Source organism: Kribbella sp. NPDC051952 (genome assembly GCF_040680855.1).
Lineage (GTDB): Bacteria > Actinomycetota > Actinomycetes > Propionibacteriales > Kribbellaceae > Kribbella.
Genome location: NZ_JBFAXQ010000011.1, coordinates 1 through 20,200 on the forward strand (window position 1 = coordinate 1; position 20,200 = coordinate 20,200).

A 20,200-nucleotide genomic window follows, 5' to 3' on the forward strand; every position below is an offset into this window, starting at 1 on the left:
GGTTGCGTGCGGTTGACGACGCCTTGCAACGTTGTCAGCAGCGTCTGGTCGCCACCGCTCAACTTGCTCACGTCGCCGTAGTCCAGGTGTTTCGGCTGGTGCTCGACGGCCGGATCCACCCGAGCCGGATCGAGGAGATCTACGAACGCAGCAAGGCCGAGGTCGCCGAGCTGTGTGAGCGGGCCGCCGAGGATGCGATGGCCGAGGTCGGCATCACCGACCTGCACCCGGAGCTGATCCGGACGATGGGTCTGCTTCGCTACCGGACGTCGTACGGGCAGAACGTGCTGAAGCACCTGATCGAGTCGGCGCACATCGCCGGGATGATGGCGGCCGAGCTCGGGCTGGATCCGAAGCTGTGCAAGCGCGGTGCGTTCCTGCACGACATCGGCAAGGCGCTCACGCACGAGTCCGAGGGCAGTCACGCGATCGTGGGTGCCGAGCTGGCCCGCAAGTACGGCGAGAACGACGACGTCGTGCACTGCATCGAGGCCCACCACAACGAGGTCGAGGTGCGTACGGTCGAGGCCGTCCTCACACAGGCCGCGGACGCCGTGAGCGGTGGACGGCCCGGTGCGCGCCGGGAGTCGCTCGAGGCCTACGTGCAGCGGCTCGAACGACTGGAAGAGATCGCGATGCACCACGACGGCGTCGAGAAGGTCTTCGCGATGCAGGCCGGCCGCGAGATCCGCGTGATGGTCCTGCCCGACGCGGTCGACGACATCGCCGCCCAGGTGATGGCCCGCGACATCGCCAAGCAGGTCGAGGAAGAGCTCACCTACCCGGGCCAGATCCGTGTCACCGTGGTCCGTGAGTCCCGCGCTACCGAGGTGGCTAAGTAGCGTATTGCGCCCGCCACTCCGGCGCCTCGAAAGGGGCGCCGTAGATGCGGGTCTCCCGGGCGATCCGACCGTCGCTGAACTCGACGATGTTGGCGACGTAGTAGATGTCGCCGCCGTAGTCCGAGCGTCCGAGTACGACGAAGTGGTCGCCCTCGCCGGTGATCCGGAGGATCTGGATCGACGGTGGTGCCGGGTACTCCTGCTGCATGGCGCGCATCCGATCCCGCCCGACGATGCGTTCACCGGACTGCGGCATCTCCAGCACGTAGTCCTCGGCGCGCATTTCGTGTTCCGCCTCCGCCGACAACGCGAGCTGCCCGTCCGTCGGCCACAACCGCTCCAGCAATGCACGATTCCGGTCCATGCTTTCAGGATGCGCCCCACCCTTCAGCCAGCCTTAAAGCAGGATCAGGCGATGCTCGCAGCCGAGGCGGTGAACGTGTTGCAGGCCGACGGCGCGGCCGCGTCGAACCCGCGACGGGTCCAGCGACTGTGGTTGCTGGCCTTGCCGTGGCTGCGGGTCGGGTTCCACTCGTCGCCACGGTTGCGGATCGTCCAGGTCCAACGCGCCATCCAGGACCCGCTCACCGGGAAGTAGCTCCGGTCAGCACCCAGATACGCCCCGCTGAAGCAGGAGGCCTGGAGCTCGATCCGGCGGCTCTCCGCCAGCGCGGCATCTCCGGTCAGGGTCGCGGACCGAGCCGCCGACGCCGCAGAGATCCCGACCAGGCGCTGGATGTGGTGGCCGTACTCGTGCGCGACCAGATGCGCCATCGTCGTACGGGTCCAGAGCTTCTCCTGGTTGCGGTAGTTCTTCAGGTCGAAGTCCGCGCTCATCGAGATGACGCCCTCGCTGCAGTACGCCGCTGAGTCCGTGACGCCGCAGCCCGGCCGGGTCGGGCCGGTGAAAACCTCCAGGCGAGGCGCCCAGAACGTGAAGCCTGCCTTCTGCACGATCGGTGCCCACACCTTGTTGAGACACGTCAGGAAGTCGGTGTAGTACTTCCGTACATTCGCGAGCGAGGTCGGACGGCTGGACGGCTCCTTGCAGTGCGAGGCCGGCAGCGCACCCACGCTGTACAGCGGATTGCGCTGCACAGCCCGGTTCTCGGTCGCGAGGGTCTTCGCGGTGATGGTCGACGTCGGGCTGCTCGGCTTGGTGCTCGGAGGCACGTAGGTAGGCAGCCGGGTCGGCGTCGCGGAAGGGGACGGTGAGGCGGAAGGGGACGGCGTCAGGCTGACGATCTTCCCGGCGCTGACCTGGTCGTCGCTGCGCGCAACCTGCCGTACGACGATGCCGCCCGCCGCGAGCAGCACGACGACGACGCCGCACACCACCGCTATCCGACCACTCTGCTGCGCCACGCGCGGAAGCCTAACCCCGGCAAGCGGTCAGCGGTGATCCTCGCGCAGATGCGTAGGCGTCACGTCGATGGGCTGGTCGGCGACCTGCTTCGGCGGAGTGGTGTCGTACTGCTTCTCCACCTCCGGATCGAGGACCGTCGGCTCGTGGTTCCGGCGTTGGTTCGCCAGCCGGTACGACAGCCAGATCCCGGCGATGCCGGCCAGCATGATGATGATCCCCAGGGCGGTCAGGTTCAGCGTGTCGGATGTGTCCCGTACAGCGAACGCGATGATGGCACCCGCCGCGATGAGAGCGATTCCGGCTCCGATCCGCATACCCGCTCCTTCCCGAACACTAGGAGTAGTCGATCTCACACCCAGTGCCCATATCGGGCCAGGAGCATGCGCCGGCGGTCAGCGGAAGGCGGCGTGACCGGTCAGAGCCTGCCCGATCACGAGCTGGTGGACCTCGGAAGTCCCCTCGTACGTAAGCACCGATTCGAGGTTGTTGGCGTGCCGCATGATCGGGTATTCGCCGCTGATGCCGTTCGCGGCCAGGATCGTCCGGCACTCCCGCGCGATCGCGATCGCCTCACGAACGTTGTTGAGCTTGCCGACAGAGACCTGCTCGGGCCGAAGCGAGCCCTTCTCCTTCAACCGGCCGAGGTGGACGGCGAGCAGGATGCCCTTGTTCAGTTCGACCGCCATGTCCGCGATCTTGGCCTGTGTCAGCTGGTACGCCGACAACGGCTTGTCGAACACCGCCCGCTCACCGGCGTACGCGATCGCCGTCTCCAAGCAATCCCGCGCCGCGCCCATCGCCCCGTAGATGATCCCGAACCGCGCCTCGTTCAGGCACCCCAGCGGCCCCGACAACCCCTGCGCCTCAGGCAGCTGAGCCGACGCCGGCAGCCGGACATCCTCGAGCACCAGCTCCGACGTCACCGACGCCCGCAGCGACATCTTCCGGGTGATCTCCGGCGCCGAGAACCCAGGCGTAGCAGTCGGTACGACGAAGCCGCGCACGCCCTCGTCCGTGCGGGCCCAGACCACCGCGACGTCCGCGACCGAGCCGTTGGTGATCCACATCTTCGAACCGTTGAGGACCCAGTCGTCGCCGTCGCGGCGGGCGTTCGTACGCATGCCGCCCGGGTTCGAGCCGAAGTCCGGCTCGGTCAGCCCGAAGCAGCCGATCGCCTCACCGGCGGACATCCGGGGGAGCCACTCGTTCTTCTGCTCCTCGCTGCCGTACTTCCAGATCGCGTACATCGCCAGCGATCCCTGGACCGAGACCAGCGACCGCATCCCGGAGTCCGCGGCCTCGATCTCCAGGCACGCCAGCCCGTACGCGACAGGACCGACGCCGGCGCACCCATAGCCGGTCAGGTGCATGCCGAGGAACCCGAGTGCGCCCAACTCCTTCGCCAGTTCACGCGCGGGAATCGTCGCCGTCTCGAACCACTCGGGCAACGAGGGCCGCAACCGCTCGTCCGCGAACCGTCGTGCGGTCGCACGGACGTCGATCTCCTCCTCGGTCAGCAGCGAGTCGACATCCACGAGGTCCAGCGAAACGGTCATGGCCAAACGCTAACCGCAAACCTGGCTGTCGATCACTTCCGGTACCAGGGCCACCACCAGTGCCGCTTGCGCGGGTGGCGGATCACGATGCTGCCGTGGCGGGCCTGTCCGGTCACCCGCAGCCGAACGCCACCGGCCTTCGGCGGGCCGGCCTTGTTCTTGGCGGTGCTGTGCACCATGTCGACCTGGTCGATGTCGACACTCCAGCCCTCCGGGATCACCATCACGACCGAGCTGTGCTTGGCGTGCGCGTCGACATGGATCACCGACCACTGCACCAGCGCATCGGTGAAGTCGAGCTTCACCTGCGAGTGCTCCGCGATCGCGGTCAGCTGCTCCGGCACGGTCCACGCGCCCTCACGCTTCTGTGCGCTGTGCTTCGCGCGGAGCGTCAGCGCGGCGGAGTTGCCATGTGCGACGGGCACCAGGTCAGCCGTCGCGTTCCGCAGCTCGAGCTGGGTCTTCGCGGTGTAGATCTGAGTCAGACGCTCGTCGAACTCCTCGAAGTCCAGCCGCCCGTCGCTATGCGCTTCCTGGACCACGGCGGCGGCACGTTCGCGGTCGTTGTCGGACGCCCGATGCCCAGGCGGCGGCTGCTCCAGACTCATGCTCCCAAAGGTAGCGCTCTCTCAGTTCGCGAGGTCGAGGAATCGGCCGACCACCGTGGACCAGGTCCGGTCCAGTTCGGCCTCGTACTGCTCGGCCTCGGCGAACACCGTCTCGGGCGTGAAGCCCCAGGACCGCAGGGTGTCGACGTTCCAGCGCCGTACCCGCTCGACTGTCACCTCGGGATGGAACTGAACACCCCAGCTGTGACCGATCCGCAGCATCTGAAGGGCGCAGCGTTCGCTGGACATCAGGTGTACGGCGTTGTCCGGCAGCCGGGTGATCTGGTCCTGATGGCTCTCGATCGCGCGGACAGGTGTCGAGAGGTCGGCGAGCAGTGGGTCGCCGGCGGCGCCAGGCAACACGGTCAGGTCGGTCACACCCTTCTCGGGCAGGCCGTACTTACCGCGCACTTCACCGCCGAAGGTATGCGCCAGCAACTGCGCACCCAAGCAGATCCCGAGGACGGGCACGCGGTCCTGCGCGGCGCGCAGTAGGTCGCGCTCGTCGGGCAGCCACGGTGACGCGTCGTCGGCGTCGGGCAGCATGCCGCCGCCGAGCAGGATCAGCGCGGCATGGTCGCCGGCATCGGTCGGTATCGGCTCACCGGACCAGGCACGGACGACGGTAGGCGCGATGCCCCGGTCGTCGAGCCAGTCGAGGATCCGGCCCGGACCACTACCGGGATCGTTCTCAATGATCAGCACTGTTGTCATCGATCTCACAGCCTAGTGTGGCCGCGGCACACCGAGATCAGCCGTACCGGAGTCGTCGTTCCGGGATACTTGATCGCCGGGGGTGACCATGGAGCCGACGTCTGGATTTATCCGCGCTGTGGTGGGCGATGTGGCCTTCATCTTCGGCAAGGGGATGGTGGGCGCGTTCTTCCTGGCGCGCCGCAAGGACAGGTCGTTGGAGCCGCAACTCAACGTCCTGGTGCGGTCCCACGGCCAGTACCTGCCGTTGTCCGTCCCCACCGGAACAGTCCCCGCAGTCGACCGGCTGGTCGGGTTGGAAGAGGTTCGCCCGGCGCCCTTGCTCACGGTCGAGTTCGGTCCGGGCGACACCGGGGCCGAGGCGCACCTCACCGCGCACAACCCGGTGCTGATCACGATCACCGATGTCAGTCACGCCGAGTACGACGCTCTGGTGCTCACGACGTCGCTCGGCGGTGCGGCGTACGCGCAACTGCCGCCGGGGTATTACCACGTGTCCGCTGTGGTCATCGACGAGTACGACGACCTTCTGCTCGCGTACGGCGCTCAGCACAACCTGCATGTGGACAAGGGCGACGACCTGATCGTCTCGCTGCCCATCCGTACCGGGGGAGTCCCGGAGATTGCGGCGGCGTTGGAGGCCGGGCCGCAGCCGGTGCTCGTGGGTCCGGACGGCGACGTCGTGCCGCTGCTGGACCTCGTCCGGATCGGACGCGCTGCGGACTGCGATGTGATCCTGGAAAGTCAGGAGGTGAGCCGGCACCACGCCGAGCTGCTCCGGATCGACGCGGACAGCTACGAGGTACGCGACCTCGGCTCCACCAACGGCACGCACGTGAACGGCGAGCAGATCAGTACGGCGATGGTCCGCGACGGCGACGAGATCCGCCTCGGCGCCTTGGCGCTGCGTCTCTACATCGCGTAGCCGCACCGGATCGTCACCAGCGTCGTCACCGGCGTCGTCACCAGGGGTGCAGACCTGGAACAATGGCGTCGTGAACCCGCGAACCGTCGTCATCCTCGGCTCCACCGGCTCGGTCGGAACCCAGGCCCTCGAGCTGATCGGGCGTAACCGGGACCGGTTCCACGTACTCGCGCTCTCCGCCGGCGGCGACAACGTCGGGATGCTCGCGGAGCAGGCGCTGGAGTTCGAGGTCGAGGTGGTGGCGGTGGCGAAGGCCACGGTCGCCCAGGACCTGCAGCTCGCGTTCTACGCCGAGGCCCAGCGCAAGGGCTACGCGCAGGGCGAGTTCAAGATCCCGAAGATCATCACCGGGCCGGATGCTTCGAGTGAGCTCGCGGCGATGCGGTGTGACGTGGTTCTCAACGCGATCACCGGTTCGGTCGGGCTGCAGCCGACGCTGACCGCCCTGGATGCGGGGACGACGCTCGCGCTGGCCAACAAGGAGTCGCTGGTCATCGGCGGTCCGCTCGTCACCCGCCGGGTGAAGCCGGGCCAGATCGTGCCGGTCGACTCCGAGCACAGCGCGATCGCCCAGTGCCTCCGCGGCGGCACGGCCGAGGAGGTACGGCGCCTGGTGGTGACCGCGTCGGGTGGTCCGTTCCGGGGCCGGTCGCGGGCCGAGATGGCCGACGTCACCCCGGAACAGGCGATGAACCATCCGACCTGGGACATGGGTCCGGTGATCACGATCAACTCGGCCAACCTGGTGAACAAGGGGCTCGAGGTGATCGAGGCCCACCTGCTCTACGGACTGCCGATGAGTCAGATCGAGGTCGTCGTACACCCGCAGTCGATCGTGCACTCGATGGTCGAGTTCGTGGACGGGTCGACGATGGTCCAGGCCTCGCCGCCCGATATGCGGTTGCCGATCGCGCTCGCGCTCGGGTGGCCTGACCGGATTCCGGACGCTGCGGCGCCGTGTGACTGGACCACGGCGGGGAGCTGGGAGTTCGAGCCACTGGATAACGAGGCGTTCCCAGCGGTCCAGCTGGCCCGGGAGGCGGGGACGCGTGGCGGCACCGCACCGGCCGTGCTGAACGCCGCGAACGAGGTCTGCGTCCAGGCGTTCCGGGACGGGCGACTGCCGTTCCTGGCGATCGTCGACACCGTGGCCCGGGTGGTGACCGAACACGACGTACCCTCGTATGAGGAACTTTCCATCGACGACGTACTCGCCGCGGATGCTTGGGCCCGCGGTCGGGCCCACGAGCTGACTGGCGTACAGGAGACTACGAAGGCATGACCGCTCTGCTCACCGTCCTCGGCATCGTGCTCTTCGTGGCCGGCATCCTGATCTCGGTCGCGCTGCACGAGCTCGGCCACATGGTGCCCGCCAAGGCCTTCGGGATGAAGGTGACGCAGTTCTTCGTCGGCTTCGGCCGGACCACCTGGTCGTTCAAGCGCGGTGAGACCGAGTACGGCTTCAAGGCGATCCCGGCGGGTGGCTTCGTCCGGATCATCGGCATGATGCCGCCGGCGAAGGGTCAGGACCCGACCAAGGTCCGCAAGGCCAACACAGGCCCGATCCAGTCGATGGTCGAGAACGCGCGCAGCGCTGAATTCGAGACGATCGCCCCCGAGGACGATGGCCGGCTCTTCTACCAGAAGGTGTGGTGGAAGAAGCTGATCGTGATGGCCTCCGGCCCGCTGGTCAACGTGGTGATCGCGTTCGTCCTGTTCGGCGGCCTCTTCATGCTGTACGGCGCCAACGTCGCGCAGACGACCGTTGCCACCGTCACCGATTGTGTGATCCCCGCCTCCCAGGCGACCGCGGACCGCAAGTGCCAGGACGGTGACAAGGAATCGCCGGCCAAGGACGCCGGGTTCGTCGTCGGCGACAAGATCGTCTCGTTCAACGGCACCGCGATCTCCAGCTGGGACCAGCTCACCCCGCTGATCCGGGCCAACACCGACAAGCCCGCCACGATCGTTGTCGAGCGCAACGGCCGGCAGGAGACGCTGAAGACGAACACGATCGTCAACCAGGTCCAGGACCAGGCCGGGTCGGACAAGGTTGTGTCGGTCGGCTTCCTCGGCGTCTCGCCGGAGATGAAGCTGGAGCGGCAGGGCTTCGGGTTCGTCGTCGACAAGATGGGCGAACTCACCGTCGCGACGGTGAAGGCGATCGGCAACTTCCCGCAGAAGCTGGTCGGCGTGGCCAAGTCGATCGTCGGCGGCGACCGCGACGAGGACAGCCCGATGAGCGTGGTCGGCGCCAGCCGGGTGGCCGGCGAGATCGCGTCGAACCAGTCGCTCACCGGTGGCGAGCGGGTCGCGTTCCTGGTCTCGCTGCTCGCCTCGCTGAACCTGTTCCTTGCCCTGTTCAACTTCATCCCGCTGCTGCCGCTCGACGGCGGTCACATGATCGGCGCGATCTGGGAAGGCATCCGGCGCGGCTTGGCCAAGCTGTTCGGCCGCCCCGACCCCGGCTACGTCGACGTGGCCAAGCTGCTCCCGATCGCGTACGTCGCGGCCAGTGTGATCGTGGTGATGGGCGTCCTGCTCGTCATCGCCGACATCGTCAACCCCATCAAGCTCTTCAACGGCTAGCCGCTCACAACGGCCTCACCCAACGGTTAAGGACACATGAGCATCAACCTGGGCATGCCCGCGCTGCCGCCGCCGACCCTCGCACCACGCCGCAAGACCCGCCAGATCAAGGTGGGCAAGGTGCTGGTCGGTGGCGACGCGCCGGTGTCGGTGCAGTCGATGACGACGACCCCCACCAACGACGTCAACACCACGCTGCAGCAGATCGCCGAGCTGACCGCGGCCGGCTGCGACATCGTCCGGGTCGCCTGCCCGCGGCAGGAGGACGCCGACGCGCTGGCGGAGATCGCCAAGCACTCGCAGCTGCCGGTGATCGCCGACATCCACTTCCAGCCCCAGTACGTGTTCGCCGCGATCGAGGCCGGCTGTGCGGCGGTCCGGGTGAACCCGGGCAACATCCGCAAGTTCGACGACCAGGTGAAGGAGATCGCGGCCGCCGCGAAGGACCACGGCACGTCGATCCGGATCGGTGTCAACGCGGGTTCGCTGGACAAGCGGCTGCTGGAGAAGTACGGCAAGGCGACGCCGGAGGCGCTGGTCGAGTCGGCCGTCTGGGAGGCGTCGCTGTTCGAGGAGCACGACTTCCACGACTTCAAGATCTCCGTGAAGCACAACGACCCGGTGATCATGGTCCGCGCGTACGAACTGCTGGCCGAGAAGGGTGACTGGCCGCTGCACCTCGGCGTGACCGAGGCCGGGCCGGCGTTCCAGGGCACGATCAAGTCGTCGGTCGCGTTCGGTGCGCTGCTGTCGAAGGGCATCGGCGACACCATCCGGGTCTCGCTGTCCGCGCCGCCGGTCGAGGAGGTCAAGGTCGGCCTGCAGATCCTGCAGTCGCTGAACCTGCGCGAGCGCAAGCTCGAGATCGTCTCCTGCCCGTCCTGCGGCCGCGCCCAGGTGGACGTCTACACCCTCGCCGACCAGGTCACCGCCGGCCTCGAAGGCATGGAGGTGCCGCTCCGCGTCGCCGTCATGGGCTGCGTCGTGAACGGCCCCGGCGAGGCCCGCGAGGCCGACCTCGGCGTCGCCTCCGGCAACGGCAAGGGCCAGATCTTCGTCAAGGGCGAGGTCATCAAAACCGTCCCCGAAGCCGCCATCGTCGAGACCCTCATCGAAGAAGCCATGCGCATCGCCGAGTCCATGGAATCCTCCACCACCGAACCAGGCAACCCCACCGTCTCCGTCGGCTGATCGGTGCGATGACCGAGTATCTGGTGGTTAGTGCGGTGGCTGGGGAGGCTCGGTATGTGCCGGCGGGGGTGCCGGTGGTGGTTACCGGGGTGGGGAAGACTGCGGCGGCGGTGGCTGTGGGGCGGGCGTTGGCGGGGCGTGACACCTCGGATCTGGTGGTGCTGAATGTGGGGACCACGGGGGCGCTCAGGGATGGGTTGTCGGGGTTGTTCTTGCCCAGCACCGTGATCAATCACGATGTGAACGCGGATGCGATCCGGGCGATCGGGTTGGATCCGCAGGATGAGCTGACGGTTGAGGGTGGGGACGGGACGGTGCTCGCGTCGGGGGACGTGTTCGTGACGGATCCCGTCGTACGGGCGCGGTTGGCGGAACGGGCGCATCTCGTCGACATGGAGGCGTACGGCGTCGTCTATGCGTGCCGTGAGTACGGCGTACCGGTCCGGGTCGTGAAGCATGTCTCGGACTCCGCGGACGAGGCCGCCCTCGACTGGCCCGCTCTGGTCGACGCCAGCGCCAAAGTGCTGGGGGAGTGGGTCAGCGACCACGTGCGCTGAGCCATTCGAGTACGGCGGTCTCCCGCACGAGCCAGCGCATCACCCCAACACCGCGCGCCTGCACGGCCCGGTTGGCCGCGAGTGCCTCATCCACCGTTACCCAGCACGGCGTGAGTTCCAGCTCGGCCTCGTATCCCTCCAGCTCCTGCCGACCCGCGGGCACTCCACCTGAGCACTCGAAGTAGTGCGAGGTCATGCCGAACACGTCGTACGCCGCATCGAGCGCCGGCACCTCCTCCCGGGTCGTGCCGAGTTCGACGCCGACCACCACGTCGGCGTACCCGCACTCCTCGCCGAACTCCCGGGTCAGCGCCGCCGCGAACGACTCGCCGGGCTCGATCCCGCCGCCGGGGAACTTGTAGTCACCGTGACGGGACGAGAGCAGCAGCAACTCCGGTCCGCGAAACAGCACGCCGCGGACCGCGATGCGCTCGATCACGCGTCCGCCTGGCGAGAGTTCGGATGAGCGAAAGGTCCCCAGCAGCATGCGGCCTATGCTGACGGAACCTTGACCCGGGCGAAACCTCGCCGAGGTGCACGCCCCTGGAATCAGCCACTGCCCTGGAGGTCCGCATGACCGGTTCGTCGCCCTTGTCGGTACTCGTCGCGGCCCTCGCCGACGGATCGATCGAGGTGGTGGATCTGACGTCGCCGTTGTCCGCGTCGACACCGGTGATCCAGCTGCCGCCGGAGTTCGGGCAGACGGCGAAGTTCGCACTCGAGGAGATCAGCCGGTACGACGATCGCGGGCCGGCCTGGTACTGGAACAACTTCACCAGCGGCGAGCACACCGGCACCCACTTCGACGCACCGAACCACTGGGTCACCGGCAAGGATCTCGCCGACGTCGCGTCGGTCCCGGCGAACCGGCTGATCGCGCCGGCCGTCGTCCTCGACTTCAGCGCCGAGGTCGAGCAGAATCCCGACTTCCTCGTCGAGGTCGACCACCTCAAGGCCTGGGAGGCGGAGAACGTACCGCTGCCCGCCGGCGGCTGGTTGTTCGTACGCACGGGATGGGACGCGCGGTCGCATTCCCAGGAGGCGTTCATCAATGCCGACGAGACCGGACCGCACACGCCAGGCCTGTCGCCGGAGTGTGCGCGCTGGGTCGCGCAGGAGTCGCCCGTACTCGGCCTCGGGGTCGAGACCGTCGGTACGGACGCCGGCAAGGCGCACTCGTTCGACCCGCCGTTCCCGTGCCACTCCTACTTGATGGGCAGCGACAAGTACGGGCTGACCCAACTGCAGAACCTTGCCCAGCTGCCGCCGACCGGCGCCGTCATCATCGCCGGGCCACTGCCGATCGTGAGCGGATCCGGCGCGCCCGCCCGCGTGCTTGGGCTGGTCGAACGCTGATGAACGTCGCGGATGCCGTCGGGCGGGCGTTGGCGGCCGCGGGTGTCCGCCAGGTGTTCGGCGTGATCGGATCGGGCAACTTCCATCTGACGAACGCGATGGTTGCCGGCGGCGCGCAGTTCGTCGCGGCCCGGCACGAGGGCGGTGCGGCCACCATGGCAGACGCATACTCGCGGATGAGCGGCGCCGTCGCTGCGGTCTCGGTCCATCAGGGTTGCGGCCTGACGAACGCGATGACCGGGATCGCCGAGGCGGCGAAGAGCCGGACGCCGATGATCGTCGTGGCGGCAGAGGTGACCGAGCCGCGGTCGAACTTCTACGTCGACCAGGAGGCGCTGGCCCGCGCGGTCGGTGCGGTGCCGGTCCGGATCACCTCGGCAGAGACGGCGGTCGCCGAGGCAATGGGGGCGGTGGCGACCGCCGTTGGTGAACGCCGGACTGTCCTGCTGAACGTCCCGCTCTCCCTGCAGACGTTGGAGACTGAGGCACCGATCGTCGCGCCACCGTCCTCGAAGGACCGGGTGGCGCCGGACGCCGCCGCGCTGACCGCCCTGCTTCAAAAGGCGGAGCGACCAGTGTTCGTCGCGGGACGCGGCTCCCGCGGAAGCCGAGAACCTCTTGAATTGCTGGCGGAACGATCCGGCGCACTCCTCGCGACCTCAGCCGTCGCGCACGGTCTCTTCGAGGGCAATCCCTGGTCGCTCGGCATCTCGGGCGGCTTCGCCTCGCCAAGGACCGCCGAGCTGATTCGCGCCGCCGACCTCATCGTGGGCTGGGGCTGCGCGCTGAACATGTGGACGATGCGGCACGGTCAGCTGATCAATCCCGACGCGACCGTCGTGCAGGTCGACGACGACGCGTCCGCACTCGGCGTCCACCGCGAGATCCACCTGGGCGTCACCGGCGACGTAGAGCTCACCGCCAGGGCAGTCCTTGATGCGTACGGCGACCAGCGGGTGGGCTATCGCACGACGGAGCTCGGGAGCGTGCGCTGGCGGGACGTCGCGTTCGACGACGAGAGCACGGCAGAGCGGATCGACCCACGGACGTTGAGCCTCATGCTCGACGACCTCCTCCCGGCCGAACGCGTGATCGCGGTCGACTCCGGCAACTTCATGGGCTACCCGAGCGCTTACCTCTCGGTGCCGGACGAGAACGGCTTCTGCTTCACCCAGGCGTTCCAGTCGATCGGCCTGGGGCTGGCCACCGCGATCGGCGCCGCGCTGGCGCAGCCGGACCGCCTGCCCGTCGCCGTACTCGGTGACGGCGGTGCGCTGATGGGCGCCGCGGAGCTCGACACCGTACGACGACTGGGCCTGCCGATGCTCGTGGTCGTGTACAACGACGACGCGTACGGCGCCGAGGTCCACCACTTCGGTCCCGGCGGGCACCCGTTGGACACGGTGACGTTCCCACCGACCGACATCGCCGCGATCGGCCGGGGATACGGCTTCGAGGCGGCGACCGTGCGTACCGCCAAGGACCTCGTCGCGGTCGAGGACTGGCTGAACGGACCACGGTCCGCGCCGATGCTCGTGGACGCGAAGGTCGTCGGGGACCATCCCTCGTGGTGGCTGGAGGAGGCATTCCGAGGCCACTGACTATCCTGGCTTGACCTTGACCCCAGGGGCAAGGTTTAGCGTCGGGGTGAAGGAGGCGGGATGCGGATCAGTGATCTGGCGGCCGAGGCCGGTGTGACGGTCAAGGCCGTGCGGTACTACGAGGCGCAGGGGCTGCTGAAGCCACAGCGGGAGTCCAACGGCTACCGGTCGTACGACGCCGGCGATGTGCTGGTCGTCCGTGAGGTGAAGGCGCTGCTGAGCCTCGGGCTGACCGCGGAGCAGACGTACCCGTTCATCGAGTGCCTGCGAGCCGGGAACGAGCGGGCGGACGTGTGCCCGGCCTCGTTGTCGGCGTACCGGACCCGGATCGCCGATGTGGATCGGCGGATCACGGAGCTCACCGAGCTGCGGGCCCGGCTGACCGACCTCCTGACCGATGCCGAGAGCTGGAGGATGAACCAACTATGAGTGACCTGCAGGCGGTCGACGAGACCACCTTCGACGACCTGGTGCTGCGTTCGGACAAGCCGGTCCTGGTGGACTTCTGGGCCCAGTGGTGCCCGCCCTGCCACCAGATCGTCCCAGTGCTCGGCCAGATCGCGTCCGAGCGCAGCGACCACCTCACGATCGTCAAGCTGAACTCCGACGAGAACCCGTCCATCTCGGCGCGCTACCGCGTGATGGCGCTGCCCACCCTGATGCTGTTCCACCGCGGCGAGGTGATCTGGTCCGTCGTCGGCGCCCGCCCGAAGGCCAAGCTCCTCAAGGAACTGGACGACGCCCTGCTGACCGCCGTCTAGTTCAGTTGAACTTGTAGAGCTCCACCAGCACGCCGTGCGGGCCGGCGACGTACGCCGTGGTCGTGCCCCAGTCGGTGTCCGTCGGCTCGAGGGCGATCTTGCCGCCGCGGCCGCGGATCTCCTCGACGTCGGCCCGTACGTCGTCGCTGCTGAACTGGAGCAGGGTGCCTCCATGTGGGCCGAAGCCGTCCACCATCGCGCCGGTGTGCAGCGCGATCGTGATGGCGCCCGCCTTGACCTCCGCGTACCCCTCGCCGGCGTTGCCCGAGACCTCCAGGCCAAGCACGCCTGAGAAGAAGTCGGCCAGGTCCTGGTTCTTCTGGTTGGTGTCGGAGAGCAGGCCCAGGTGGTCGAAGCTGAGGTTCATCGCTGTACTCCTCGAGGATTGACTGGTAGCTGTCTAGGATGCTAGCAATATAGCCATGGCGGATGACGGTGGCAAGAAGGTGCAGTTCAACGTGTATCTGCCGCCGGAACTGGTGCGGCGGGTGAAGCACAAGGCGATCGACGAGACCGCAAGTCTGTCGGCCCTGGTCGAGCAGGCACTGAGCGAGTACCTGGACAAGCATGGGGAGGCCAGAGGATGAACGACGTGGTGATCAGGCCACTGCGGTTCACGACAGATGTGGACGCGATGCGCGCGTTCCTGGAGGCGCTCGGCCTGCGGTCGCGGATCGAGTCCGAGCGGGGCGGCTGGGTGGACATGCTCACCGGTCGCGGCATGGTCGCGCTGCACGACGCGGCCAGCAGCAGCACCGGTGGGCAGCCGGGACAGACGAATCTGTCCTTCGAGGCGGACAAGATCGACGAGCTGAAGGGCCGGCTGGAGGAGGCGGGCTTCCTGGATGCGACCGTCTTCGACGAGGCGTACGGGCGCGTTCTGTCGGTGACCGGTCCCGACGGAGTCGTGATCTGGGTGGACGAGCGCAGCGAGGACCTCTACGGCTACAAGGTGCACGACGCGAACCCGGACGAACGCTGGACGGTCACGCCGCACCTCACCGGGGCGGACGAGGCCGGGTGGGGTCGCTTCCTCGACGCGGTCGGTGCGGATGCGTCGGTCCGGTTCGGGCCGGCCGATGCGGAGTTCGCCGTACGACTGGATCTGACCACCACCGAGGATCTGGACGACGTCGTGCGACGGATCGGCACGGCCACGCGGACGGATGAGGGCCTCGAGATCACGGACCCGGACGGCCAGCTGGTGGTGATCCACGGATGATCCGGCCCGCAGAACTCACCGACATCGACGCCGTCAGGCAGATCGGACTGACCACCTGGCCGGTGGCGTACGCCGGTCTGGCCTCGGACGAGTTCATCACCGACGGGCTCGCGCAGTGGTGGTCGCCGGAGGCGGTCGAGCGAGGCATCCGCAACGGCATCACGCTGGTCGCGGACGAAGGTGACGAGCTCGTTGGCATGGTCGGACTGGGCCGCGAGGGCGACTCCTGGGTGATGTGGAAGCTCTACGTCCTCCCCGCCCACCAGCGCGCCGGCATCGGCAAGGCCCTCCTCGGCGCCGCGATCAAAGCCCTGCCGACCGGTACGACGGAACTCCTCCTGGACGTCCTGGTCACCAACGAAGCCGCCATCAGCTTCTACCGGGCCAACGGGTTCGTGGCGGCGACCAAGACCCCGGACCGCGATCTCGGCGACGAATTGATGTGGATGGTCATTGACCTCCACTCCACCTGAGGTTGCAAGATGCAGGCCATGACGACGACTCGACTGCGCGACGATGCGGACTTCCGGTGGTACTGGTCGTCCCGGGTGCTGTCGTTCACCGGGTCGATGGTCACGGCGATCGCGTTGCCGGTGCTCGTCTACCGGTTGAGCGGTTCGACCGTCCTGACCGCGATGGTGACCGCTCTCGAGGCGGCGCCGTACCTGCTGACGGGACTGTTCGCCGGCGCGCTCGCCGATCGCTGGAACCGGCGCCGGACGATGGTGACGTCGGACCTGATCAACGCGGTGGTCGTCGGTTCGATCCCGATCGCGCACCTCCTGGGCATCCTGACCGTCCTGCAGGTGCTGATCGTCGCCTTCACCGTGCAGGCCGTGTACACGTTCTTCGACGGTGCGAACTTCGGCGCTCTGCCCGTCCTAGTCGGCCGGGCCCGCGTCGCGCAGGCGAACTCGGCGGTCTGGTCGGCGACAAGTCTGATCGAGTTGCTCGTCCCGCCGCTGACCGGCCTGATCCTCGCGGTGCTGAGTCCGGCCACCCTGCTCGCCGTCGACGCGTTGAGCTTCGTTGCGTCGGCGTTGGCGGTGCGCGCGATCGTCCGGGCGATGTCCGAGCGGCGGGTCGAGCAGCAGCCACTGCGGCCGCGGGTGGTCTTCGCCGACATCGCCGAAGGACTCCGCTTTCTGGTCCGGCATCCCGGTGTGCGGACGATGACGATCGTGGGCAGCCTGCAGTCGTTCGCCGGCGGCGGATTCATGGCCCTGATCGTGGTGTGGTGCGACCGGGTTCTCCATGTTGGTACGTCGGGACTCCGGTTCGGACTCGTCTGGGGTACGTGGGGGATCGGTGGGCTGATCGCGGCGCTCGGCCTGCCGCGACTGCTGAAGCGGTACCCGCCGGCGGCGATCACGCTGTACGCGGTGCCGGTCTCGGCGCTCGTCGGGGTCCTCACGCCGCTCGCGCCGGGGTGGATCGTGGCCGCGATCGCGTTGCTGGTGTGGGGTTCGGCGTACATGCTCGTGATCGTGAACTCGGTGTCCTATCGGCAGCAGGTGACACCGGAACACCTGCTCGGCCGCGTCAACACGGCGGGCCGGATGCTGTCATGGGGTGTCGGCTGGACGCTCGGCGCGGTGCTCGGTGGCATTCTGGGCAACGCGGTCGGCATCCGGACCGGCATGGTGCTGATGGGCCTGGCCGGCTTCGTGGGGGTGCTGGTGGCCTGGACCTCGCCGCTGCGGCGGACCGCCGCGGGACACGATCCGGAACCGGATCAGGCCGCGGTTTGACCGGCCCCTTGCATACTCCGTGGGTGTTCATCCGCTAGGTTCTGCGCGTGGGCGTACGGGTTCTCGGTCCTCGTGACCTCGCGGCGGCGCGCGCGGTCATCGCCCGCGATCCGGTCGTGAATGTGTTCGTGGACAGCCTCGTGCAGGCGTCCGGACTCGACCCTCGCCGCGGTGCGGAGGTCTGGGGGTACGTCGAGAAGGGCGCGCTCGAAGCCCTCTGCCACGCCGGCGGAAACATGGTGCCGGTCGGGGCTGACGACCCGGCTCTGCGCGCGTTCGCGGCGTACGCGATGCGGCGGGGACGGAACTGCTTCCAGATCCTCGGTCAGGCGCGCGCGGTCGAGCAGTTGTGGACGATCCTCGAGCCGCATTGGGGTCCGGCCCGCGAGGTGCGGGACAACCAGCCGTTCATGGAGATCGACGAGTCACCGCTGATCACGCCGGATCCATTGGTGCGCGCGGTTGAGCCGGTCGAACTGCCGATCCTCTATCCCGCGTGTGTGGCGATGTACACCGAGGAGGTCGGCGTACCGCCGCAGACCGGGCCGGACGGGACGTTCTACCGGTCCCGCGTGGCCGAGCTGATCCGGGCCGGACGGGCGTTCGCGCGGATCGAGGACGGTCGCGTCGTCTTCAAGGCCGAGGTCGGCTCGGTCGGTACCGGGGTCTGCCAGATCCAGGGTGTCTGGGTTGATCCGGAGTTCCGTGGCCGGGGCTTGGCCGCGGCGGGGATGGCGGCGGTGGTCGAGCTGGCCCGGGAGATCGCGCCGGTGGTGACGCTGTACGTGAATGCGTTCAACCTGCCGGCCAGAGCGGCGTACGAACGCGTCGGGTTTCGCACCGTCGAGACGTTCGCCACCATTCTTTTCTGACTACCGGCGAGTAAGCTCCGGCGCATGGCGTCTCGGAGCAAGACCACCACGGGCCTGGCCGTTCTGTTCGGCGTTCTCGGCACGCTGCATTTCCTGAAGCCGCGGCCGTTCGAGCAGATCGTGCCGCGAGTACTGCCGCGGAAGAAAGAACTCGTTTACGCGTCAGGCGTTGCGGAGCTGGCGTGTGCGGCCGGATTGCTGCACCCACGCACGCGCCGGGTGGCGGGGCTGGCCAGCGCCGGCCTGCTGGTCGCCGTCTTCCCGGCGAACGTGCAGATGGCCGCCGACCTGCAGGGCAACGGATCCCGGTCGGCTCAAGCGATTGCTTGGGCCCGGCTGCCGCTGCAGATCCCGTTGATCCGCTGGGCCCTGAAGGCCGCCCGCGAGGGCCGGGCGGCGTGAGCCTGTGGATAACGTGGTGAGAGCATTACCGCCGGGCCGATATTCTCTGTCTCGTCCGTTGTTGTCGTTCTGACCCGTTGCACGCTTGGAGACTCCCGTGATTCTGCGCATGTCGTCGCTGTTCCTTCGCACCCTTCGCGAGGACCCGGCGGACGCGGAGGTCCCGAGCCACAAGCTGCTCGTCCGCGCCGGGTACATCCGGCGGGCCGCGCCCGGCATCTACACCTGGCTGCCGCTGGGTCTGCGGGTGCTGCGCAACGTCGAGCGGATCGTGCGCGAGGAGATGGACGCGTTCGGTGCGCAAGAGCTCGTGTTCCCGGCGCTGCTGCCCCGCGAGCCCTACGAGGCGACCGGCCGCTGGACCGAGTACGGGCCGAACATCTTCCGGTTGAAGGACCGCAAGGGTGCGGACATGCTGCTCGGGCCGACGCACGAGGAGATGTTCACGCTCGTCGTGAAGGAGCTCTACTCGTCGTACAAGGATCTGCCGCTGTCGATCTACCAGATCCAGAACAAGTACCGCGACGAGGCACGGCCGCGGGCCGGTGTGCTGCGCGGGCGTGAGTTCGTGATGAAGGACTCGTACTCGTTCGACATCGACGACGACGGGCTGGCGAGATCCTACGAGCTGCACCGGCAGGCGTACATCAACATCTTCGACCGGCTCGGCTTCGACTACGTGATCGTGAAGGCGATGTCCGGCGCGATGGGTGGGTCCCGCTCGGAGGAGTTCCTCGCGATCGCGGAGAACGGTGAGGACACCTTCGTCCGCTCCGAGGGTGGGTACGCCGCCAACGTCGAAGCAGTGGAGATCCCGCAGGCCGCGCCGGTCGACGCCTCGGCTGTGCCCGCGGCTGCCGTGGTCGACACCCCGGACACGCCGACCATCGACACCCTGGTCGAGGTGCTGAACGCGAAACACGCGCGCACCGACGGGCGCGAGTGGACCGCCGCGGACACGTTGAAGAACGTGCTCGTGATGCTGGTGAATCCCGACGGCACGCGTGAGCCGCTCGCGATCGGCGTACCGGGGGACCGGGCGATCGACGAGAAGCGGCTTGGTGCGCAGGTGGAGCCGGCCGAGGTGGTCGCGTTCGAGGAGTCCGACTTCGAGAAGCACCCGGCGCTGGCCAAGGGCTACATCGGTCCTGGTGTGCTGGGCTCGGAGAACAAGTCGGGCATCCGCTACCTGCTCGACCCCCGGATCGCCGAGGGGTCGGCGTGGGTGACGGGTGCGGACAAGTCCGGCTTCCACGTGCTCAACCTGGTCCACGGTCGCGACTTCACCGCGGACGGCACGATCCAGGCCGCCGAGGTGCGTGACGGTGACGAGGCGCCGGACGGTTCGGGTCCGCTGTCGAGTGCGCGCGGAATCGAGATGGGCCACATCTTCCAGCTCGGCCGCAAGTACGCCGACGCCCTCGACCTGAAGGTGCTCGACCAGAACGGCAAGCTCGTCACGGTCACCATGGGCTCCTACGGTGTCGGTGTCACCCGCGCGGTGGCCGCGATCGCCGAAGGCAACCACGACGAGCTCGGCCTGGTCTGGCCGCGCGAGATCGCCCCGGCCGATATCCATCTCGTTGCCACCGGCAAGGACTCGGAGGTCTTCGAGAAGGCTGCCGAGATCGCCGCCGAGCTCGAGGCCCGCGGCCTCAGCGTGATGTACGACGACCGCGAGAAGGTCTCCCCGGGCGTCAAGTTCAAGGACGCCGAGCTGCTCGGTGTGCCGACGATCGCCGTGGTGGGCAAGGGCCTGGCCGACGGGACCATCGAGGTCAAGGACCGCCGGTCCGGCGACCGCGCCGACATCCCCGTCGCCGAGATCGTCGACCACCTGGTCACCACGGTCCGCAGCTGACACACCGCTTCCGAACCGGTCCCAAT

The 20,200-nt window shown here is 68.0% G+C and carries 25 protein-coding genes; 17 read left to right on the top strand and 8 right to left on the bottom strand.

Annotated features, from left to right (window positions below; all coding sequences use genetic code 11):
- The coding region (locus tag AB0L70_RS20865) for an HDIG domain-containing metalloprotein (protein ID WP_363686427.1) at window positions 1-842 on the top strand (842 nt) is incomplete at its 5' end.
- Here the strand turns inward: AB0L70_RS20865 and AB0L70_RS20870 are convergent.
- From AB0L70_RS20870 to AB0L70_RS20895, 6 genes are all read right to left on the bottom strand, one after another.
- The gene (locus tag AB0L70_RS20870) at window positions 835-1,206 is read right to left on the bottom strand and encodes a nuclear transport factor 2 family protein (RefSeq protein WP_363686429.1); all 372 of its coding nucleotides are present in this window, start codon (window positions 1,204-1,206) and stop codon (window positions 835-837) included. The genes AB0L70_RS20865 and AB0L70_RS20870 overlap by 8 nt on opposite strands.
- A 44-nt stretch (window positions 1,207-1,250) precedes the next feature.
- Entirely contained in the window at window positions 1,251-2,207 is a 957-nt protein-coding gene (locus tag AB0L70_RS20875; protein WP_363686431.1) for a neutral zinc metallopeptidase, read from the bottom strand.
- A gap of 27 nt (window positions 2,208-2,234) precedes the next feature.
- Window positions 2,235-2,522, bottom strand: coding sequence for a DUF6458 family protein (locus AB0L70_RS20880; protein ID WP_363686433.1), 288 nt, complete (start codon window positions 2,520-2,522; stop codon window positions 2,235-2,237).
- 78 nt (window positions 2,523-2,600) lie between these two features.
- Window positions 2,601-3,764: an acyl-CoA dehydrogenase family protein gene (locus AB0L70_RS20885; RefSeq protein ID WP_363686435.1), complete on the bottom strand. Its 1,164-nt coding sequence runs from the start codon at window positions 3,762-3,764 to the stop codon at window positions 2,601-2,603.
- A 32-nt stretch (window positions 3,765-3,796) separates the two neighbouring features.
- Window positions 3,797-4,372, bottom strand: a complete 576-nt coding sequence (locus AB0L70_RS20890) for a DUF1707 domain-containing protein (protein WP_363686437.1) — start codon at window positions 4,370-4,372, stop codon at window positions 3,797-3,799.
- 21 nt (window positions 4,373-4,393) lie between these two features.
- Window positions 4,394-5,086 carry a type 1 glutamine amidotransferase gene (locus tag AB0L70_RS20895; protein WP_363686439.1) on the bottom strand — a complete coding sequence of 231 codons (693 nt, stop codon included), beginning with the start codon at window positions 5,084-5,086 and terminating at the stop codon, window positions 4,394-4,396.
- Window positions 5,087-5,207: 121 nt separating this feature from the next.
- Between AB0L70_RS20895 and AB0L70_RS20900 the strand changes: the two genes are divergently transcribed.
- From AB0L70_RS20900 to AB0L70_RS20920, 5 genes are all read left to right on the top strand, one after another.
- Window positions 5,208-6,011 (top strand): FHA domain-containing protein, encoded by an 804-nt coding sequence (locus tag AB0L70_RS20900; protein ID WP_363686441.1) that lies wholly within the window; start codon window positions 5,208-5,210, stop codon window positions 6,009-6,011.
- Window positions 6,012-6,081: 70 nt separating this feature from the next.
- Complete coding sequence (gene dxr / locus AB0L70_RS20905) at window positions 6,082-7,293, top strand: 1-deoxy-D-xylulose-5-phosphate reductoisomerase (protein ID WP_363686443.1); 1,212 nt, start codon at window positions 6,082-6,084, stop codon at window positions 7,291-7,293.
- The gene (locus tag AB0L70_RS20910; protein WP_363686445.1) at window positions 7,290-8,600 is read left to right on the top strand and encodes a site-2 protease family protein; all 1,311 of its coding nucleotides are present in this window, start codon (window positions 7,290-7,292) and stop codon (window positions 8,598-8,600) included. Before dxr ends, AB0L70_RS20910 begins: the two co-directional genes overlap by 4 nt.
- 36 nt (window positions 8,601-8,636) lie before the next feature.
- Window positions 8,637-9,791 (top strand): flavodoxin-dependent (E)-4-hydroxy-3-methylbut-2-enyl-diphosphate synthase, encoded by a 1,155-nt coding sequence (gene ispG, locus AB0L70_RS20915; RefSeq protein ID WP_363686447.1) that lies wholly within the window; start codon window positions 8,637-8,639, stop codon window positions 9,789-9,791.
- 8 nt (window positions 9,792-9,799) lie between these two features.
- Window positions 9,800-10,348 carry a nucleosidase gene (locus AB0L70_RS20920; RefSeq protein ID WP_363686449.1) on the top strand — a complete coding sequence of 183 codons (549 nt, stop codon included), beginning with the start codon at window positions 9,800-9,802 and terminating at the stop codon, window positions 10,346-10,348.
- On the opposite strand, the gene AB0L70_RS20925 is transcribed toward AB0L70_RS20920, so the two are convergent.
- A complete protein-coding gene (locus AB0L70_RS20925) occupies window positions 10,329-10,787 on the bottom strand; it encodes an NUDIX domain-containing protein (protein WP_363686451.1) in 459 nt (152 codons plus the stop codon). The genes AB0L70_RS20920 and AB0L70_RS20925 overlap by 20 nt on opposite strands.
- Before the next feature lie 134 nt (window positions 10,788-10,921).
- On the opposite strand from AB0L70_RS20925, the gene AB0L70_RS20930 reads away from it, so the two are divergent.
- The 4 genes from AB0L70_RS20930 to trxA are packed head-to-tail and all read left to right on the top strand — an operon-like array spanning window position 10,922 to window position 14,066.
- Window positions 10,922-11,704 (top strand): cyclase family protein, encoded by a 783-nt coding sequence (locus tag AB0L70_RS20930; protein ID WP_363686453.1) that lies wholly within the window; start codon window positions 10,922-10,924, stop codon window positions 11,702-11,704.
- A complete protein-coding gene (locus tag AB0L70_RS20935; protein WP_363686455.1) occupies window positions 11,704-13,305 on the top strand; it encodes a thiamine pyrophosphate-binding protein in 1,602 nt (533 codons plus the stop codon). The genes AB0L70_RS20930 and AB0L70_RS20935 overlap by 1 nt, the downstream gene beginning before the upstream one ends.
- A 60-nt stretch (window positions 13,306-13,365) precedes the next feature.
- Window positions 13,366-13,734 carry a MerR family transcriptional regulator gene (locus AB0L70_RS20940; RefSeq protein ID WP_363686457.1) on the top strand — a complete coding sequence of 123 codons (369 nt, stop codon included), beginning with the start codon at window positions 13,366-13,368 and terminating at the stop codon, window positions 13,732-13,734.
- Window positions 13,731-14,066: a thioredoxin gene (gene trxA / locus AB0L70_RS20945; protein WP_363686459.1), complete on the top strand. Its 336-nt coding sequence runs from the start codon at window positions 13,731-13,733 to the stop codon at window positions 14,064-14,066. Before AB0L70_RS20940 ends, trxA begins: the two co-directional genes overlap by 4 nt.
- Before the next feature lies 1 nt (window position 14,067).
- Here the strand turns inward: trxA and AB0L70_RS20950 are convergent, their stop codons facing one another.
- Window positions 14,068-14,433: a VOC family protein gene (locus AB0L70_RS20950; protein WP_363686461.1), complete on the bottom strand. Its 366-nt coding sequence runs from the start codon at window positions 14,431-14,433 to the stop codon at window positions 14,068-14,070.
- 55 nt (window positions 14,434-14,488) lie between these two features.
- On the opposite strand from AB0L70_RS20950, the gene AB0L70_RS20955 reads away from it, so the two are divergent.
- From AB0L70_RS20955 to AB0L70_RS20985, 7 genes are all read left to right on the top strand, one after another.
- On the top strand, window positions 14,489-14,653 hold the full coding sequence (locus tag AB0L70_RS20955) for a CopG family transcriptional regulator (protein WP_363686463.1): 165 nt from the start codon (window positions 14,489-14,491) through the stop codon (window positions 14,651-14,653).
- Window positions 14,650-15,288 (top strand): VOC family protein, encoded by a 639-nt coding sequence (locus AB0L70_RS20960; protein WP_363686465.1) that lies wholly within the window; start codon window positions 14,650-14,652, stop codon window positions 15,286-15,288. The genes AB0L70_RS20955 and AB0L70_RS20960 overlap by 4 nt, the downstream gene beginning before the upstream one ends.
- Window positions 15,285-15,761, top strand: a complete 477-nt coding sequence (locus AB0L70_RS20965) for a GNAT family N-acetyltransferase (RefSeq protein WP_363686467.1) — start codon at window positions 15,285-15,287, stop codon at window positions 15,759-15,761. The genes AB0L70_RS20960 and AB0L70_RS20965 overlap by 4 nt, the downstream gene beginning before the upstream one ends.
- 18 nt (window positions 15,762-15,779) lie before the next feature.
- On the top strand, window positions 15,780-17,039 hold the full coding sequence (locus tag AB0L70_RS20970; RefSeq protein WP_363686469.1) for an MFS transporter: 1,260 nt from the start codon (window positions 15,780-15,782) through the stop codon (window positions 17,037-17,039).
- A 47-nt stretch (window positions 17,040-17,086) separates the two neighbouring features.
- Window positions 17,087-17,911 carry a GNAT family N-acetyltransferase gene (locus AB0L70_RS20975; protein ID WP_363686471.1) on the top strand — a complete coding sequence of 275 codons (825 nt, stop codon included), beginning with the start codon at window positions 17,087-17,089 and terminating at the stop codon, window positions 17,909-17,911.
- Between the two features lie 24 nt (window positions 17,912-17,935).
- Entirely contained in the window at window positions 17,936-18,313 is a 378-nt protein-coding gene (locus AB0L70_RS20980; protein ID WP_363686473.1) for a DoxX family protein, read from the top strand.
- 97 nt (window positions 18,314-18,410) lie between these two features.
- Window positions 18,411-20,174, top strand: a complete 1,764-nt coding sequence (locus AB0L70_RS20985) for a proline--tRNA ligase (RefSeq protein WP_363686475.1) — start codon at window positions 18,411-18,413, stop codon at window positions 20,172-20,174.
- Window positions 20,175-20,200: the final 26 nt, after the last annotated feature.